This is a genomic window from Candidatus Chordibacter forsetii (assembly GCF_964187505.1).
Classification (GTDB): domain Bacteria; phylum Verrucomicrobiota; class Verrucomicrobiia; order Opitutales; family Seribacteraceae; genus Chordibacter; species Chordibacter forsetii.
The window spans coordinates 1-15,286 of record NZ_CAXLML010000013.1; the positions used below are offsets into that span (position 1 = coordinate 1).

The 15,286-nt window shown below is 42.2% G+C and carries 16 protein-coding genes; 4 read left to right on the forward strand and 12 right to left on the reverse strand.

The features are described from left to right. Window positions 1-398, reverse strand: a 398-nt coding sequence (locus ACKPQ4_RS00360; RefSeq protein ID WP_407679222.1) for a tetratricopeptide repeat protein, incomplete at its 3' end; no start/stop codon positions are given. On the opposite strand from ACKPQ4_RS00360, the gene ACKPQ4_RS00365 reads away from it, so the two are divergent. Further along, window positions 397-1,455 carry a hypothetical protein gene (locus ACKPQ4_RS00365; protein ID WP_407679223.1) on the forward strand — a complete coding sequence of 353 codons (1,059 nt, stop codon included), beginning with the start codon at window positions 397-399 and terminating at the stop codon, window positions 1,453-1,455. The two genes, ACKPQ4_RS00360 and ACKPQ4_RS00365, sit on opposite strands and share 2 nt — an antisense overlap. 24 nt (window positions 1,456-1,479) lie before the next feature. Here ACKPQ4_RS00365 and ACKPQ4_RS00370 read toward each other — a convergent pair whose 3' ends face one another. Beyond that, a complete protein-coding gene (locus tag ACKPQ4_RS00370) occupies window positions 1,480-2,148 on the reverse strand; it encodes a hypothetical protein (RefSeq protein ID WP_407679224.1) in 669 nt (222 codons plus the stop codon). Between the two features lie 69 nt (window positions 2,149-2,217). Between ACKPQ4_RS00370 and ACKPQ4_RS00375 the strand changes: the two genes are divergently transcribed. Continuing rightward, on the forward strand, window positions 2,218-2,523 hold the full coding sequence (locus ACKPQ4_RS00375; RefSeq protein ID WP_407679225.1) for an acylphosphatase: 306 nt from the start codon (window positions 2,218-2,220) through the stop codon (window positions 2,521-2,523). Window positions 2,524-2,571: 48 nt separating this feature from the next. Here the strand turns inward: ACKPQ4_RS00375 and ACKPQ4_RS00380 are convergent, their stop codons facing one another. From ACKPQ4_RS00380 to ACKPQ4_RS00390, 3 genes are all read right to left on the reverse strand, one after another. After that, window positions 2,572-3,354: a hypothetical protein gene (locus ACKPQ4_RS00380; protein WP_407679226.1), complete on the reverse strand. Its 783-nt coding sequence runs from the start codon at window positions 3,352-3,354 to the stop codon at window positions 2,572-2,574. Between the two features lie 56 nt (window positions 3,355-3,410). Continuing rightward, window positions 3,411-4,571, reverse strand: a complete 1,161-nt coding sequence (locus ACKPQ4_RS00385) for a glycosyltransferase (protein WP_407679227.1) — start codon at window positions 4,569-4,571, stop codon at window positions 3,411-3,413. A 302-nt stretch (window positions 4,572-4,873) separates the two neighbouring features. Next, complete coding sequence (locus tag ACKPQ4_RS00390) at window positions 4,874-5,983, reverse strand: hypothetical protein (RefSeq protein ID WP_407679228.1); 1,110 nt, start codon at window positions 5,981-5,983, stop codon at window positions 4,874-4,876. A gap of 752 nt (window positions 5,984-6,735) precedes the next feature. Between ACKPQ4_RS00390 and ACKPQ4_RS00395 the strand changes: the two genes are divergently transcribed. After that, window positions 6,736-7,944, forward strand: a complete 1,209-nt coding sequence (locus ACKPQ4_RS00395; RefSeq protein ID WP_407679229.1) for a sigma-54-dependent transcriptional regulator — start codon at window positions 6,736-6,738, stop codon at window positions 7,942-7,944. 253 nt (window positions 7,945-8,197) lie between these two features. Here the strand turns inward: ACKPQ4_RS00395 and ACKPQ4_RS00400 are convergent, their stop codons facing one another. Then, window positions 8,198-9,034: a toxin-antitoxin system YwqK family antitoxin gene (locus ACKPQ4_RS00400; protein WP_407679230.1), complete on the reverse strand. Its 837-nt coding sequence runs from the start codon at window positions 9,032-9,034 to the stop codon at window positions 8,198-8,200. Between the two features lie 98 nt (window positions 9,035-9,132). Between ACKPQ4_RS00400 and ACKPQ4_RS00405 the strand changes: the two genes are divergently transcribed. Further along, complete coding sequence (locus ACKPQ4_RS00405) at window positions 9,133-10,170, forward strand: 3-deoxy-D-arabino-heptulosonate 7-phosphate synthase (RefSeq protein WP_407679231.1); 1,038 nt, start codon at window positions 9,133-9,135, stop codon at window positions 10,168-10,170. Here ACKPQ4_RS00405 and ACKPQ4_RS00410 read toward each other — a convergent pair. The 6 genes from ACKPQ4_RS00410 to ACKPQ4_RS00435 all read right to left on the reverse strand — a co-directional run. Then, window positions 10,158-10,385, reverse strand: a complete 228-nt coding sequence (locus tag ACKPQ4_RS00410) for a hypothetical protein (protein WP_407679232.1) — start codon at window positions 10,383-10,385, stop codon at window positions 10,158-10,160. The genes ACKPQ4_RS00405 and ACKPQ4_RS00410 overlap by 13 nt on opposite strands. Before the next feature lie 114 nt (window positions 10,386-10,499). Further along, on the reverse strand, window positions 10,500-10,664 hold the full coding sequence (locus ACKPQ4_RS00415; RefSeq protein ID WP_407679233.1) for a hypothetical protein: 165 nt from the start codon (window positions 10,662-10,664) through the stop codon (window positions 10,500-10,502). A gap of 140 nt (window positions 10,665-10,804) precedes the next feature. Further along, window positions 10,805-11,470: a ligase-associated DNA damage response endonuclease PdeM gene (gene pdeM / locus ACKPQ4_RS00420; RefSeq protein WP_407679234.1), complete on the reverse strand. Its 666-nt coding sequence runs from the start codon at window positions 11,468-11,470 to the stop codon at window positions 10,805-10,807. Beyond that, complete coding sequence (locus ACKPQ4_RS00425; protein ID WP_407679235.1) at window positions 11,467-13,956, reverse strand: ligase-associated DNA damage response DEXH box helicase; 2,490 nt, start codon at window positions 13,954-13,956, stop codon at window positions 11,467-11,469. The genes pdeM and ACKPQ4_RS00425 overlap by 4 nt, the downstream gene beginning before the upstream one ends. Next, window positions 13,957-14,619, reverse strand: coding sequence for an SOS response-associated peptidase (locus tag ACKPQ4_RS00430; protein ID WP_407679236.1), 663 nt, complete (start codon window positions 14,617-14,619; stop codon window positions 13,957-13,959). Window positions 14,620-14,644: 25 nt separating this feature from the next. Next, on the reverse strand, window positions 14,645-15,286 hold a 642-nt coding region (locus ACKPQ4_RS00435; RefSeq protein ID WP_407679237.1), incomplete at its 5' end, for a 7-carboxy-7-deazaguanine synthase QueE.

Sequence of the window (15,286 nt, forward strand, 5' to 3'; positions counted from 1 at the left end):
TCAATTGCAGAATCAAAATCTCGAGCCAAGTAATGGGCTTCCGCAACTTCTTTGGCCAACAAATTATCTGGATTTAAGGACAGGGCTTGTTCGAAGCGAAAGGCAGCTAGAGAAAATTGTTGAGTATCCATTAAGCAACGTGCCAATTGGATCATAACTTCGACAGAGGATGGATGTTTATCGATGAGGTTCCGAAGATGCTCGATGGCTTGTTCCGTTCGACCTTCAATTCTCATACTAATGACAGGACTAAGGTCAACGGGTGGAACCGCTGCTTGGATAGGTTTGGTGTTTGGGCTGGTTTCTTCCGATTGTTCATCTCCTGAAGAACACCCCCATATGCCAAACGAAATTGACCCAAGGAGCGCTAGTGATAACCATATTCGGTAAATGAACATGCTTCGTTTTTTTCATAGGAATTGGAAACGTCAAGCCATGGTCTGCATTATCTTGCATTCCGTGAATCTATTTCTTTGTGCAGAAAGCCAAATTGGAGCAGGAGATAACGATAAAAAAAATCATTCCCAAAGTAGTTCTGTATATTCAATAGGCCTTCAAAATAGGGACTTGCAGGCTTATTTTCAGGTGCTCGCCAAAGCGATTCCTCGAATAGAGAATGAAATGGGTTTGGAATTACGCCCGTATAATTTCCCTAAAATAGCCTTAAATTTTGATTCCAGTCTTGCCCCTGGACTTACAGTTCGTTCTGAATTAGTCATTGCGACCCTCAAATTCTTGGAATTGAGGGGTTTTACTAAAGAAGAGGTCCACCTCGTTACTTTTTATTTAGATAGGTTACAAGAAATAGAGTGGAGCGGGCGATTTAAAGGGTATGAATTAATTACCTCCCAATCTCCATCGTATTTCCATGTAGATTGGTTTCAGGATAGTCCTTTGCCTCCAGCGATGGGGGATCGGGCTCGTTTTTTCCTCCAATATCCACGGGACTCAGTGAATAGAAAATTAAAGGAGAGAAAAAGTCTTTTGCCTGCCTGTTTGTTTTTAAACAATTGTTATTGGATCAACTTATCCACGGCCAAAGATGATCCATTCCTGGGAATTGATGGAGCTGTATCGAATCTTACCCTTGGGGCATCCGGAAATACACAAAGGTTTAAAAAAGATTCCACCCTGGGACCTGCAATGTCAGCCGAAATTTTGGCAATTCCAGAAATTTGGGAAAAAAAACTCTTTTCCGTAATCGATTTAACTTCGGTTCAAATTGCTGGTGGTCCCGAATTTGATGCTGAATTTCTAGAAAGTGATGATTCCATAATCATCGGACAGAACCCTCTTTACCTGGATTATTATGCCCTTAAATTCATTGAGCAAAAAAGAAAGCATCGAGGGCTATTGAACCGTTTTGGTGGGAAATACCCATTATTTCGTTTTGCTAAAGAATTAAACCTTGGTGATGCGTATTCCAGCAACCTGATAGAAATTCAGGAGAATTAAGATTTAGAAGAGGGCTTTTGACGATTACCTTCTGCAATCACTCATAACCCGTAAGCAAATTTCTCGGAGGTCGTGCATTCTTAAGTCCGATTCTTCCAGGTATTCCTGAAAGATTTTTTTACTGTGGTGGGTAAATAAGCGGTTCAAGCGCATTGATTCATTTAATGCAGCATGCGCACGTTTAAGATGGCAGAGCCCAAGTAAATAATCCCCTAGGTCAAGGGAACTGGCTGCTAAAACACAATTTCTCTCAGAGTCCGCCAAGCTTGCACAATAACTCCATGCCAAATTTGGGGCTGGTTGTTCACGGTTGTGCATCATTAGATGTTCCCATGATGAACGGAGAAAAGAAAATAGGGCACTGGTAGAAATGTAAACAGGATGTTTGTGAACGGTGTAAGGTTCAATCTTATGGAGTTCATCCAATGGAACCGGACGGATTTCCTTAAGTTGTTCCTCGTCTAATTCAATATCTTCCAGGCAAGTCCAATCCTCTTTTGCCCATCCCATTATTTTTGAGGTCGCGTCTAATCGATCAGGTTCGTTTCGACTCCTATTATAAGCGGTAATGAAAGAGGAAATCTCGCGATCTGACTTTCGAATATAGGATTGCCAGTCAGCTTCATTCCAAGCCGTATTTTCGGGCTCTTCCCAATCACCTTCTTGGTTGCTGTCAAAGTCGTATTGGCTCATCGGTTTGGTTTGCGGGCTTGCAATATATAATCAAACTCACCGTAATATGACTATTGGTCAAACGGATTTTTGGAAAACAGCAGCGTACAGCAAAGTCAACTAGGCTCGATCAGAGCAACCGTTATCTATACGGGCCGAGTTCAGGGGGTTGGCTTTAGATGGCAGGTTAATCAAATTGCTAAGTTTTTCTCTTGTTCTGGTTTTGTTAAGAACTTGTCAGATGGGACAGTTGAACTCGTGGTCGAAGGCACTGGTAGGGAAGTGAGAGGCATGGTAGAAAAGGTGAACGATCGAATGCAGGATTATTGGCATGAGATAAAAATAGATGAGAGGACGGGGTACGCTCATTTTTCTGAATTTAGCATTCAATACTAAGCAAAAAAAACCCGCAAATGCGGGTTTTAATACGAAATGTTGAAAATTTTAGCCGATTTGATCGACTTCAAGCGGAAAGCTTAATTTCCCCCCTCTTCTCGCGATCATTCTAAGAATTGCCTGCAACCCCTTCTCAGCTAAGAAATCAGGCTCAATACCAAGAATCTTAGCCGTTTCCTCAAGGGACGCTGCCGATGTATTGTCCATTGCCAAAGTATTAGTTGTTTCCTCGACAGATTTTTCTTGGGTAGGTTTATCTATAACTGTGGCTTGGATTCGGTTGGATGTGGCTTTCATTAGTGTGGGAGTGGAAGATTCGGGAAAAGAAGAAATTTGGGATATTTCTTCAGTAAGTGGAGGATTCTTCTGAAGCGATGAGGAGAATTGAGGTTTTGAAGTTTGATTCGAAACATCAAGATCTTCCACGAATGAATCTACTTGCGCTTCACTTTTGATATTAGATAAGTTGGAAGATTCTTCAGTTTCGGGAGAATGCGAGCGGTTCAACTTTTTGCCCAATTCTTCCAGGTATTCTTCCTGTTCAATAGCTTGAAGCCGTTCCTGTGCGATTTCTAACTTCTCGTCAATCTTACCTATCTCAGATTCCAAATCAGTGCAGGGTGCATCGACCAAATCAGAAGAGACTCGAAGACCATCTTCAAGTGCAGAAATTCTTTGCTCAAGAGCTTTTCTTTGAGCCATTACCTCTTCAATTAGCGAATTTGTCTCATCCCGCTTCTTCGCAACCTTTAGTTTAGCATCAAAGTCTTCTCTTTGCTTGGACAATTCATCAATCGCCCAGTTTAAAGAATTTACCTTATTCGAGTGCATTTATTTTTCTTATGTTGATAATGAAAATTTGTCCACAATATCTTATTGAAGTAAGTTTACGAATGAATGAGGGTTTCCCTCAGGGGCTTGGTTGTAATCTTCAGCGATTGATACTCTTCCCTTTGACAATTCAACAAGTTTTGGCGTGCGTCTGTGTAACGAGGGTTTATCTCCAATGCCTTTTTGAATAATAAAATGCACTCTTGTTTGTTGAAATTTGCATGAAAGAACTTCGAGACTGCAAGGTTGTTGAGACAATCGGCAGAATTTGGAAATTTGAGAACGAGTTCGGCGAAATAACTGTGAGCATGATCGTAATTATTTAACTGGGCGTAGCAGGACCCTAGTAGGAATGAAGTTTCTAAATATATTGCTTTTGGCTTTATGGTATTTAGTAGATCAATGGCTTTTTGATATTTGCCCATAGTTATTTCAATCCAAGCAAAAGATAAATTAACATCATTATGATCAAATTTATCAAGTAATTGTTTTTTTAGTATATCAAAGTTGTACTTTTTTAATATTTTCCGAACATTAAGGAGTGAATTAGAAAGATTTCTTGATGTATTATTTTCATGAATTTTATAATCGAGAAATGATTCGCGGATAAAGTTAATATTTCTGTGATTGAAAAATAGATTAAAATACCAGTCATAATCAACTGCACTGGATATTTTTTCATCAAACTTTTCATTAATCGTATTTCTTGCTAAAAATAATCCACTCCAAAAGTGATTTCTCTTTAATTGAAACAGGATCGAGTTTTCCTGATTCATCTCTTTGGGGAATTTTCTTTGTTTGCTAAAATTCTCTGAGTCAGAGCTTATTGTACAATCAAAATAAACGATATCAGTAGATGGATGTTGATGGAAAAAATATAATGGTTTTGAGATTCTTTCTTTTTTTTGTAAGTCATCAACCCCAGCAAAAAAAAAGAATTCTCCACTCATCTTGCTCATTCCTAAGTTTTTGGCACTCGAAATCCCTGAGTTGATTTTGTTCTCAAACAGATGAAAGCTAATATTTTTGGCCTTAATTTCTTCAATATAATTCAATGCTAAAACCATCGATTTATCAGTTGAACCGTCGTTAACTAATATGACTTCTAGTTTGGAATGATCGATTCGAACAATGCTATCGAGGCAATCAACGATGGTTTGCTCTGCGTTGTAGAATGGAACGATACAACTAACTAACTGTTTATCCGAGGTTAGCATGTTATAATGTCAATCTTTTCATTGGTAAAATATCTGAATTTGTCTGGTGTCGACCGTTTCGTTTTCACTTCCAATTTGCAGGTAATAATGAGTTATACGAAGTTTGTTTATTTAAATAAAATGAAGTTTTCTTAGGTCGGGTTTTTTCTTTTAAACTTTCCTTCTTTTGATCCAAGTAATGCTGTAACTGAAGGAGTTTAGAAGGGACTAGGGACTGATGGAGGCAAAGTCGGTATTACCTACATTTCTAGAGATGAAGGAATCAGCATTTTGGTGTAGGTGCTTTTAACTACTGGCGTTTATCACGATTGCTTTAGCAAAAGATCAAACATTGGCGAAGGTTCTTCCGGGACATAGTTGTCTTGCACAAATACGAGATACTGGTCTACACCTTTTTTCAGTTGCAAGCGTGGAATGGAGGGTGTTTGAGGATCTTTAAGCACATTTTCCACATGACGCAAAGTATTGTTGTAGGAATGTTCGATTTTATTGCCGGGTTCAGTTAACTTGGCGGAAAAAGCTTTGTGATACATCTCATTTCCGTAAATTTTTGAATAAATCACAATCCGAATGGTATTTAGATTTTTTGAGAGCGGGGGGAGTGATTCCACGTAGGAGTCTAGCAAAACAATATTTTCACCATTAGCGTCTTCGCAAGCACAGTAGGAGGTAATGGGGAAAAAGCTGGCACTTATTTTTTGAATGCTCGGAGCAACCATTTTCTCGTAAATTTTGTTTAAAAATAGAAATATAAGCCGCTTATCTTCGTTTTTCGAGTAGTCTATCTGTATGTAGTAGGAAATTAATAAGTTACAGAACGATTCAATCGAATTTGCGTCGAAGATAAATGGCAAAAGGGAATCGAGGACAGCCGAGATAGTATCCTTGTCGAAATCTCTCAATAGAACGAATGTTCGAATTAGGGCAGTTTGATTTTCGAATACAGTTGCTCGGTATAAATTGATATATACCGAGGGAGTCTTATTCATAAGTTCCAAGTCATAAATCTCTATGTATTTATCTTTGCTTATGTCACTAAAGGTATTTTTTAAGATATATAGTGCCTTAGCTCGGTAGCTTTCCTGCCTGAATAATTCAAAGTTAAACAGTGTAAATCTAAGAATCGAATCGTCATCAAGTCCGTCTTCATGAATGTCAATAGGGTGGAGTATATGGAGGCTGCATTTTTCATCGAGATAGTGCTTGTATACCTGTGTGCAGGTAGTGAGACAAGTAGTAGACAAAACGATGGTTTCGTTATTTTTACAGATTTCAGACAGAGCTTTTTCATCTTTTGTGACTTGGGTTGAAAAGTCATTAAAGATTGATTTACATAAGATTCCTTCAATATTTTTTGCACTGTCGGTTATCAGGACTACTTTTTTTTTGCGTGTATTGTTTGTAGATTCCATATTAAATAATTTATTATAAATACTCTTAGTATTAATTTGGCAATTTTGAACTATCGAAGGAAATAGTTTTCAAGTATTATGGTTTGAAAAAAATCATTATGGTACTCGGTAAGAACTTGAGAGTCTAATACCAGTGATTTTAATATGCTACATTTAGTTTGTAGTCTTAATTGAGATTTAATTTTCTTTTATTTTTATGTAGTCTTTTGCCTAACGTTGACCAAGTTAAAAAACGAGTTTGGTTCTGTTTTGCCTGACTCGAGTTAATTATAATGATGTTGTTTCAATTTCCTCAAGAATTTTGGAATTTGCGTTACTTAGCCTAAATTCTTTGCAATACCAATTTACATCAGACATATGAATAAAATAATTTGGAAAATATTCCTTGATGAGATTGCTTTAAAAATTACAGAGTTTAAAGAAATAATAAATTCCACGAGGGGAATATGTATTTATTATGTGGAGTAAGTTAGTTTACTCGTCTATTTTAGATCAATGAATTGTTTTTCGTGACTCTTCACAGAAGGTTATTATCCACCTGCCAAAATTGCGACTTTCATAAAGAGCAATTACTCACAGATAGGAGAATACAAGAAGTTTTGGTAATCAACTTTACGAATGTCATTATTCCTTCACTTTGAATTTGAATAAGGTAAACCTTTTCATCAAATTAATTTTTCTGAAATTAAATGATATTTAATTACTAGTAATTGGTCGACAAATAATCCTACGTAATTTTAATGGAATTTTAGATGGCAATTGAGAAAATAGTGGTTGTGGATGACGAAATGATGATTCGCAAGGCTTTGGAAACCCAATTGCGTAATAAGCGATATTCGGTTGCTTCCACTGGAGATCTAAAAGGGGCTCGAAAGATTTTAGCTAGGGATTCTTTTGACTTGGTATTTTTAGATTTAAGGTTACCTGATGGGGAGGGTACGGATCTATTAGAGGAAATTACTGCTAAAACAGACGGACCTATGGTAGTTATGATGACTGGTTATGGTTCTGTTGAGTCAGCTGTTTCATGTATGCAGATGGGAGCATTTGATTATGTGGTTAAACCTTTCTCCTTTGATCAGATAGAAGTTGTGGTGGATAAAGTTGCTTCTTTTGACAAAATGCGTCGGGTAACCAAGTACTATGTAGAGGAGAGTGATTCTCGGTCATCAGATATTGTCGGGGAAAGCGAACCCATTGAGAAACTTAAAAATTTAGTCAGCAAAGTTGCTAAAACCGAAGCCACAGTCTTAGTGACCGGAGAAAATGGGACGGGTAAGGAACTTGTCGCCCGAGAGTTGTATCGTAACAGCATGTTGGCAAAGCAACCATACATAAGAGTTAATTGTGCGGCGATTTCTGAAACTTTGATGGAAAGTGAGTTTTTTGGACATGAGAAGGGGGCATTTACGGGTGCAACTGAGAGAAGAGAGGGAAGGTTTGAACTGGCAGATGGAGGTACTATTTTATTGGACGAAATTAGCGAGATTGCACCCTCTTTGCAGGCTAAGCTTTTACGGGTTCTACAGGAAAAAGAATTTGAAAGGGTGGGAGGGAATAAAACTATCCAGGTAAAAGTCAGAGTACTTGCTACCACGAATCGTAATTTGCTTAAAGAGGTAGAGGAAGGGAATTTCCGTGAGGATTTGTACTACAGGCTGAATGTTTTTCCAATTGCGGTGCCACCATTACGAGTACGGGAGAGCGATATTTTATTGCTGGCGAATACTTTTTTGGAACGTCATGCCAAAAGGCATGGGATTGGTAAAATTGCCTTTTCCAAAAATTGTGAAAAAGCAATTTTGGCTCATGATTGGCCCGGCAATGTAAGAGAACTTGAAAATGCCTTGGAAAGAGCGGTTATTCTGGCCGATGCGGGCAAGAAAATTGAACCCGACCTTCTTGGAATTAAGAGTGTCACAGTTAAACCTAAACCAAAGTCGAAAAGAACAAATCCATAAAGAAGTTTCTTCAACGGAATTGAATGAGATCGGAAACCAAACTTGAGGGTTTGTCCGCTTTTTTTAGGTTTTCAACAGCAGTTCAGTGCAGGCTCTTAATTAAGACACTAAGAGCATTTAACTAGTCCACAGTCAGTCAAAATATGCGGGATTGAGCAGAAAAGCCAATATTATCTCTGGGAAAGAGAATCACGAATATGTAGTATTGGCAGTTGCCGTGCCATTTACTTATTCTAGTAAAATGAAGATCTGCTTACTCAAAGAGTAATTTTGCCATTTCGGGATCTTCTGAAATGTCGATGACTTGATTTGGGTCAAAGGGTTTGCCATTCTTGACTGTAAAGGCGACTAGGATTCCGCGGTCAAATTCCCCTTCTTCCCATAAACTTCCGTCCTCGTCCCATTTGGAGATTGTTCCCTGGTATTTCCCGTTTCGGTAGCGTAAAACGGCTTCCTTTTTACCTCGATCATCCAATGCGGTGATCGTGCCGTTGTATAATTCTTCTGTCTCTCGAATCCAAACCATTCCTCCTCGTTTGGGATCTCCGGCAAACTTTTTGTAAAATTCTGGTCCGGCACCTTCCCACTCCTTAAGCTCTACTGATGCTAGAGAAGCTCCAGTTTGAGCCACACCTTCGTCTTCGAAACGACCAAAGTCCTCCATTCCATCTTGATAATATCGTCTGGAATAAATTACATTTTTGGATGTCCAGACAAAGAAATATCCGTGTTTCTCTCCGTTTTTATATTGTTGCTTTGACTTTAAGTTTCCATTTTCGTGCCATTCGTAAAAGTCACCATCAGGCACGCCACTTACATAACTTCTCAAGGCTGATACGGTTCCGTTCCTTGCCCTAACTTTGATCACTCCGGAATAAGGTCGCTTGGATTCCTTAAAACAAAACATATTTTCATCGTCTACAAAGAAGGTATCAGATGCCTCGACTGAACTCCCTTCCCAGTAAGATTGTTCCTTGAGAATATCTGCCAATGGGTATCCTTTTTCTTTGGTTTGTACTTGCGGTTTTTCGCAGGAAGAAATCCATATTGCAAAGAACAGGAAGCAGAGGAATTGAGTATATTTAGACATAGTTGGCTTTTTAGTTATACTTGCCATTTTCTACAATTCTTTGCTCTGTTGAGCTGACTGACAAGATTAAAGCTTTTTATCTTTCCATTCGAATTCATATGATCATCCCCAAAGCCAACAAACTTAGCACAAACGAACTTAATGAAGTCGAGGCAATTGCTTCGGATTTTGAATGTTCCATTTTAGAAATCCAGGGACACAACCGTTGTGTTTATGCCATTCTCGGAGACGAGAGCAGAGAAGTTATGTTCAAGCGAATTGCTGGACTCCCTTTTATTTCCAAGGTCGATATGATCGAGTCGCCCTATAAATTGATGGATCGGCGATCTGGTCTGGCAGATCATCGAGTCCAAGTTGGAAAGACCGAGGTTGGTAAAGAGGAACCCTTCTTTATCGCTGGTCCCTGCACCATTGATCCAAAGAATCCTAATCTTTTTTTGGAATCTGCTCATGCCATCAAAGAGGCAGGAGCTCATGCCTTGCGAGGTGGAGTATGGAAGCCACGTACCAATCCATATTCCTATCAAGGAGACAGTAAATCCCTCGAGATTATTCTTCAAGCCCGCGAAGAAACAAGGTTACCCATTGATATCGAAGTAATGGACTCCGAACAGCTCAAACTTGCCTTCGATGCCAAGGTGGATGTTTTACAGATCGGAACACGTAACGCATTAAATTATTCCTTGCTCAAGGAGGTTGGAAAGTTATCAGCAGGTTCGGATACCACAGTCTTACTTAAACGTGGTCGTCATGTCGGTTCCCCAAATGAATTTATTGCGGCTGCCGAATATATTGTGGCCGAAGGCAACCCCAATGTAATGCTTTGTCCTCGGGGAACTACCCCACACTTGGAGGGCTATCGGAACCACCCGGATGAATCGATCACTCCCTTGCTTAAAAACCGTACCTGGGCACCCGTAGTGGTAGATCCCTCCCATAGCGTGGGTCATGCCGATTTTGTAAAAGCCTGTTCCTTGGCAGCATTTGCATATGGAGCAGATGGGTTGTGCATAGAGTCTCATATCGATCCATCAAAAGGAATCGGAGACGACCCCAAGCAAGCAATTAGACCGGAAAAGCTAAAAGAATTAATTCAGTCCTGCCAGGCAGTTTGGGAATCTCGCTACTTGCCCTGAAGTTGTTGCTCTCTGCTCAGGCAAGCTACTGCATCCATAAGTCTGTGGTACTGATTGGGGTCTTGGGCAAAAGATTCGACGGCAACGGGGGGAGGGTTGACTGGTTGAGCAGGGCGGGGCAGTGAGAATGATTTACGGCTTTTTATGGTCGAGTAAGTAACCTGAGCACCAATATACGAATTTTTAGGTTCAAATACTTGGACTAATCTTTTCACTAGTAAAAATTCAATGGGTGCGTCCTTGATTGGCAAATTTATGAAGGCACAAAAAAGCCCATGCCGAGTATCTCGACATGGGCCTTGAAAGTAAAAATCCTATATAGAAAACGATTACTTGGAAGCGTTGCCTTCGTCGGCTTTGTCGCCGCCGCATTTTCCGCAGCATTCAGATTCGCCACCACATTCGCCACAGCAATCGTGGTCGTGTGAACCACCGCCGCAGGAGGAAAATAAACCGATGGAGAGAACTCCGAGAATAAGAAGAAGGTTTTTCATAATGTATTAATTGATTTGTGGTTAGTTATTCAAAGGGGTTATCCCGTGCACAATCTTCTTATCTTTCTAGGGACTCGATTATAGTCAAGGGGAATTGATTGAATGAATTAAATTTAAGAGCACTCAACATAACCATTTAATTAGCCCAATTCTTGAATTTCCTTCCCGTTGGTTAGGAAGATTTTCTCGCCCTTTTCGTGTTTTATATTTTTGAGGCCAGTAAAACTTCCAAAGGCTGGCAAAATGATTCGTTTTTCACTTGCCACCCAGCAGGGGCAGCGCAAGGAATCTCTGCCTTTCCCATGTAAGCGGTACCCCGGGTGCAAGTGTCCAGCTAAGAACGGTCGATCAACCTCCTCGTCAGGTGGAAGATGCCTAAGTTCCCATGTGTTTTTCTTTGTGGGGGTAGGGTCGGGCAGGCAAGTAATGCCCAACTCTGGCCATGGATCTCCGGATTGCAGGTCATGATTCCCCCTCACTAAATCAATAGACAATTCCTGATATTGATCGCGCCAATTGAAGAGCAGGTTTCTAACTGGTTGAGATCTTCCGGCCCGTGCATGTAGAAAATCTCCCAGAATGACCAACTTTTCAGCACGGGTGTTATCAATGAGTGTACCAAGGCGCAGGCAGTCCTCCATCGTTGTATGTTCAGATACTGGGATACCCACTTTTCGAAAAGTGGCCGCTTTCCCAAAATGAGTATCTGCAATGTAGATCGTTTTTTCTTTTGGCCAGAAGACCGCCCGATCAGCTAGAAGTTGGAGGGATTCTCCTTGCCAGTCAATGGTCAGCAATTCATTCATGCAGACTTTTCAAGCTGTTGCGACATACGTTTTACCCGGTCGCTCCAAGATTCGGAACTTACTTGGGAACGCAAAGATTCTGCCCATAGAGGAAAACCAAATGGAGATAGTCGCGACGGGGACTTCCTGACGATTTTTTGCCCGGAAATTCTTTTCAGTGTGGAAACCATTCGGTTTACTTCCAATTGTCTGTCGAGGACTTCCCGGCGCGATTGGGTGAGTAGAAGGTTGTTTGGATCGTATTTCGAAAAAACATCAAAAAACAATCCGCCTGATGCCTGAACCTGCCGGTTTGATTTGCGGGCACCAGGATAGCCCTGAAAGATTAATCCAGCAACCCGGGCGACTTCGCGAAATTGCCGCTTATCCATCTCGCTTAAGTTCATGCATTCAAGAAGTTCATCAACCACACCTTCTGGGGATAAAAGATTTCGCCAGTCGGATTCATTAAATTCTTTGGTAGAGGTTGAACAGAGGTGAAATCCATAGTCGTTAAAAGAAAGAGAAAGGGTCATCGGCTCGAGCCTTGTCATCCGATAACTGATTAAAGACGCGAGTCCTTCATGAGCCAAGCGTCCGGCAAACGGATAGATAAACCAACATGTTCCTTCCCGAGTATCTGTACGCTCGATCAATAATTCATTCATTTTTGGAAGTGTTGAGCCCATGGTCTGTAACTCCAGGGATGGCCGTAATGCCCGCATTTCCTTTTCTTTAAAAATATCCTTTCCAGCAGCTTCCAGTTTCTGGCGTACACCCAGGGCCAATTCGGAAGAAAGGGGCGATTTCCCACCTCCCCAAACTGGAATGGCCCCTTTACCTCTCTTGGCCAAGGTGACTACAGCCGTGAGGTCGCGCACCCTTTTAAGGGCCAGTAATTTACCTCCAAAATAAAAGTTTGAGCCAGGCTTAATTCTTGAGATGAATGATTCTTCCACCGTTCCCAGTCTTCGCCCGGTGCTAAATTTTACCTCGATTGCGGGATCGCTGGTGATCGTGCCAATGGACATCCTATGGAACCTGGAAATGATTCGTGATTCCACGCTGTGCAATCCGTTGGCATCAACCACCACGCGTTTGAACTGATCGTATGCCCGTAAGGTATCTCCTCCACGAATGATAAAATCAAGCACCCATCCCCATTCCTCTTCGGTTATGTCCCTGTAGGACCAAGCAGAGCGGACCTCTTTGATTGCATCTTTTGAGAAAAATCCACCCCCCAATGCCAGGGTGATCAGATGTTGGGCAAGTAAGTCCAATGGAGACCTGAGAGGATCGCGGGCTTCAATTCTTCGTTCATTGATCGCTTCCCGTGCAGCCGCATACTCCACCATCTCCATTGCATGGGTGGGGACGCAAATTACCCGACTTACCGCACCGGGTTGATGCCCGCACCTGCCTGCCCGTTGCAATAAACGAGCGACTCCTTTGGGCCCTCCAATTTGAATGACTTGATCAACGGGCGAAAAATCGACCCCCAAGTCCAGGCTACTTGTACAAACCACCGCCTGTATACTTCCTTCCCGCAGGCGGTCTTCCACCTGTTTTCTTTCCTTGCGGTCAATGGATCCATGGTGAATGCCAATTTCATCCTTCCATTTTGGCCGAATTTGCTGCAGTTCATGATACCAAAATTCTGTCTGTGATCGAACGTTGGTGAATACAAGGGTTGTTCCGGCACCTTCAATTTGTTGGGCGACCTCCTCAACCATTTTTCCACCGAGATGTCCCGCCCAAGGAAATTTTTCCATATCTTTTGGGATGAGGACATCGACCTCGAATTTTTTCTTTAAATCTCCATTAATCAATTTACCTGGTTGGTTGGTTCCCAGAAGGGTAGCTTGAGCAATATCTAGGTTTCCCAGGGTCGCGGATAATCCCCAGGTTTTTAATTTTGGATTCCATAATCGTAAACGAGCCAGCCCCAGTTCGGTTTGTACTCCCCGTTTGGTGGATAATAACTCGTGCCACTCGTCGACCACCACGGTTCGTAAATTGGAAAATGCCTCTTTGGTTTCAGGGTAGGAGAGGAGTAGGGATAGACTCTCTGGCGTAGTTACCAAACAGGATGGAAAGCGTTTTCTTTGCTTCGCCTTGATTGATCCGGTGGTATCTCCTGTTCGTTCTTCCACAGTCCATGGGAGTTGCAAATCTTCCACTAAAGTACGAAGTGAATGGGTGGTGTCCTTGACGAGGGCACGTAGAGGCGTGATCCATAGAACACGCAATTCGGGCGGGCGCTTGGGCATTGGCTTTTTTCCAAGCTCGTCCATCCATTCGATCAAGGGACCCGCCCACGCGGCATAGGTTTTACCGGTACCGGTCGGGGCATGGATTAATCCACTCTCTCCCTTGGCATGGGCAGACCAGGTTTTTTTTTGAAACGGAAATGGATCCCATTGTTTTGTCTTAAACCATTCAAGCACCACATCTATTGCCGGCTTTTTAAGGGTTTTAGCCTTTTGCTTGCTTGCTTGTACGACCATTCAAAAAAGAGTCGATTGCTGGTCGCGGTTAGGTTCCAGAAGTTCTGGTCCATCCTCCCTGGTTGCATTGACTCGTTTGGAAACTGGATAAAAAAGAATGTCGGATTTTATATTGCTTAAAAGATCCAGCAATTGTCCAGCGGTCGATTGTTCACTCATCCATACTGAGTAATGTTCATCCGAAAGAATAACCGGCATGCGGTGGTGGATATGGAGGCAGTTGGGCGGGGCACTGCGGGTCAAAATAGTAAAGCACAGGCCATCAGGTCCTTCACGCCATAGACCGGCAAAGGCAAAGGTCGAACGATCGGGCAGATGGAAGAAGTGCGGGTTACGATCTCTTTCCACTACTTGCCACTCGTAATATCCGTCAGCGGGAACAAGGCATCTTTGAGACTCGAATGCAGCCTGAAAGGTTGGTTTTTGGGATACGGTTTCGGATCTTGCATTAATGGGGAATCGACGAGAATTTACCGAATTGGCAAAAGGGAAACTTCCCCACTGTGCTTCTGCCCAAGAATTGGATTGGTTGTTCGAATGAAGGATAGGATGGGACTGCCCGGGTGAGCGGTTGTAGCGCGGATGGATTTTTTTGTGGGGCGGTGGGGCGTACTTGCGAAAGCGTTCGACCTGCGGATTGGACCATGCGTATCGACCGCACATATGTTTATTCTCCAAAAGTTCCCATTTATTTAATCTTATTCGATTTTTCTAAATGACTCAAGGAAGCGGTAGGGCGGGAGCGTTTATCCGCTTCATCCACCATGTACAATTTGTGCAATTGAAAACCCGCCCGATAGGGAAAACCTTCGTGTTTTATCCAGTCGTTGATCGCCCCTAAGACCTCTGAGTTTTCTGCTTGCGACCATTCAGGATGCAACCAGATCGGCACCTTTCTTTCTTTCATGGGCAGGGCATTAGTCCATTTGGAAAGGTCCTCTGGCGATTCGACAATGACCTTGAATTCATCCGCCAGTAAAAAGGTTTCCTCGATAGGGAGCTTGTTCCATTTTGGGCTTAGGGTGATCCAATCCATTTCTCCCTGCACTGGGAAAGCACCGCAGGTTTCCAAGTGTATGGGCAGGCTACGGATGCGCAACTCGTGCACCAAATCGTAGAGGGGATGAATCGCAGGCTCTCCCCCGGTGATGACCACAATTTCGCAGCCCGACTGCATCGCTTCCTCGGCCAGATCGAGTGGTTCGATCCGATCGATCGAATCGGGAATATGGTCGGGGTGCCAGGTGCCGGCGGAGTCGCACCAGGGGCAATGCACCGGGCAACCGTGGAGACGAATGAAAAAAGCGGACTTTCCCATATGGGCACCTTC

Coding starts and splice junctions, on each gene's coding strand:
- ACKPQ4_RS00365 (WP_407679223.1), top strand. CDS start 397: ATGCTTCGTTTTTTTCATAGGAATTGGAAACGTCAAGCCATGGTCTGC.
- ACKPQ4_RS00370 (WP_407679224.1), bottom strand. CDS start 2,148: ATGAGCCAATACGACTTTGACAGCAACCAAGAAGGTGATTGGGAAGAG.
- ACKPQ4_RS00380 (WP_407679226.1), bottom strand. CDS start 3,354: ATGCACTCGAATAAGGTAAATTCTTTAAACTGGGCGATTGATGAATTG.
- ACKPQ4_RS00385 (WP_407679227.1), bottom strand. CDS start 4,571: ATGCTAACCTCGGATAAACAGTTAGTTAGTTGTATCGTTCCATTCTAC.
- ACKPQ4_RS00390 (WP_407679228.1), bottom strand. CDS start 5,983: ATGGAATCTACAAACAATACACGCAAAAAAAAAGTAGTCCTGATAACC.
- ACKPQ4_RS00395 (WP_407679229.1), top strand. CDS start 6,736: ATGGCAATTGAGAAAATAGTGGTTGTGGATGACGAAATGATGATTCGC.
- ACKPQ4_RS00400 (WP_407679230.1), bottom strand. CDS start 9,034: ATGTCTAAATATACTCAATTCCTCTGCTTCCTGTTCTTTGCAATATGG.
- ACKPQ4_RS00405 (WP_407679231.1), top strand. CDS start 9,133: ATGATCATCCCCAAAGCCAACAAACTTAGCACAAACGAACTTAATGAA.
- ACKPQ4_RS00415 (WP_407679233.1), bottom strand. CDS start 10,664: ATGAAAAACCTTCTTCTTATTCTCGGAGTTCTCTCCATCGGTTTATTT.
- pdeM (WP_407679234.1), bottom strand. CDS start 11,470: ATGAATGAATTGCTGACCATTGACTGGCAAGGAGAATCCCTCCAACTT.
- ACKPQ4_RS00425 (WP_407679235.1), bottom strand. CDS start 13,956: ATGGTCGTACAAGCAAGCAAGCAAAAGGCTAAAACCCTTAAAAAGCCG.
- ACKPQ4_RS00430 (WP_407679236.1), bottom strand. CDS start 14,619: ATGTGCGGTCGATACGCATGGTCCAATCCGCAGGTCGAACGCTTTCGC.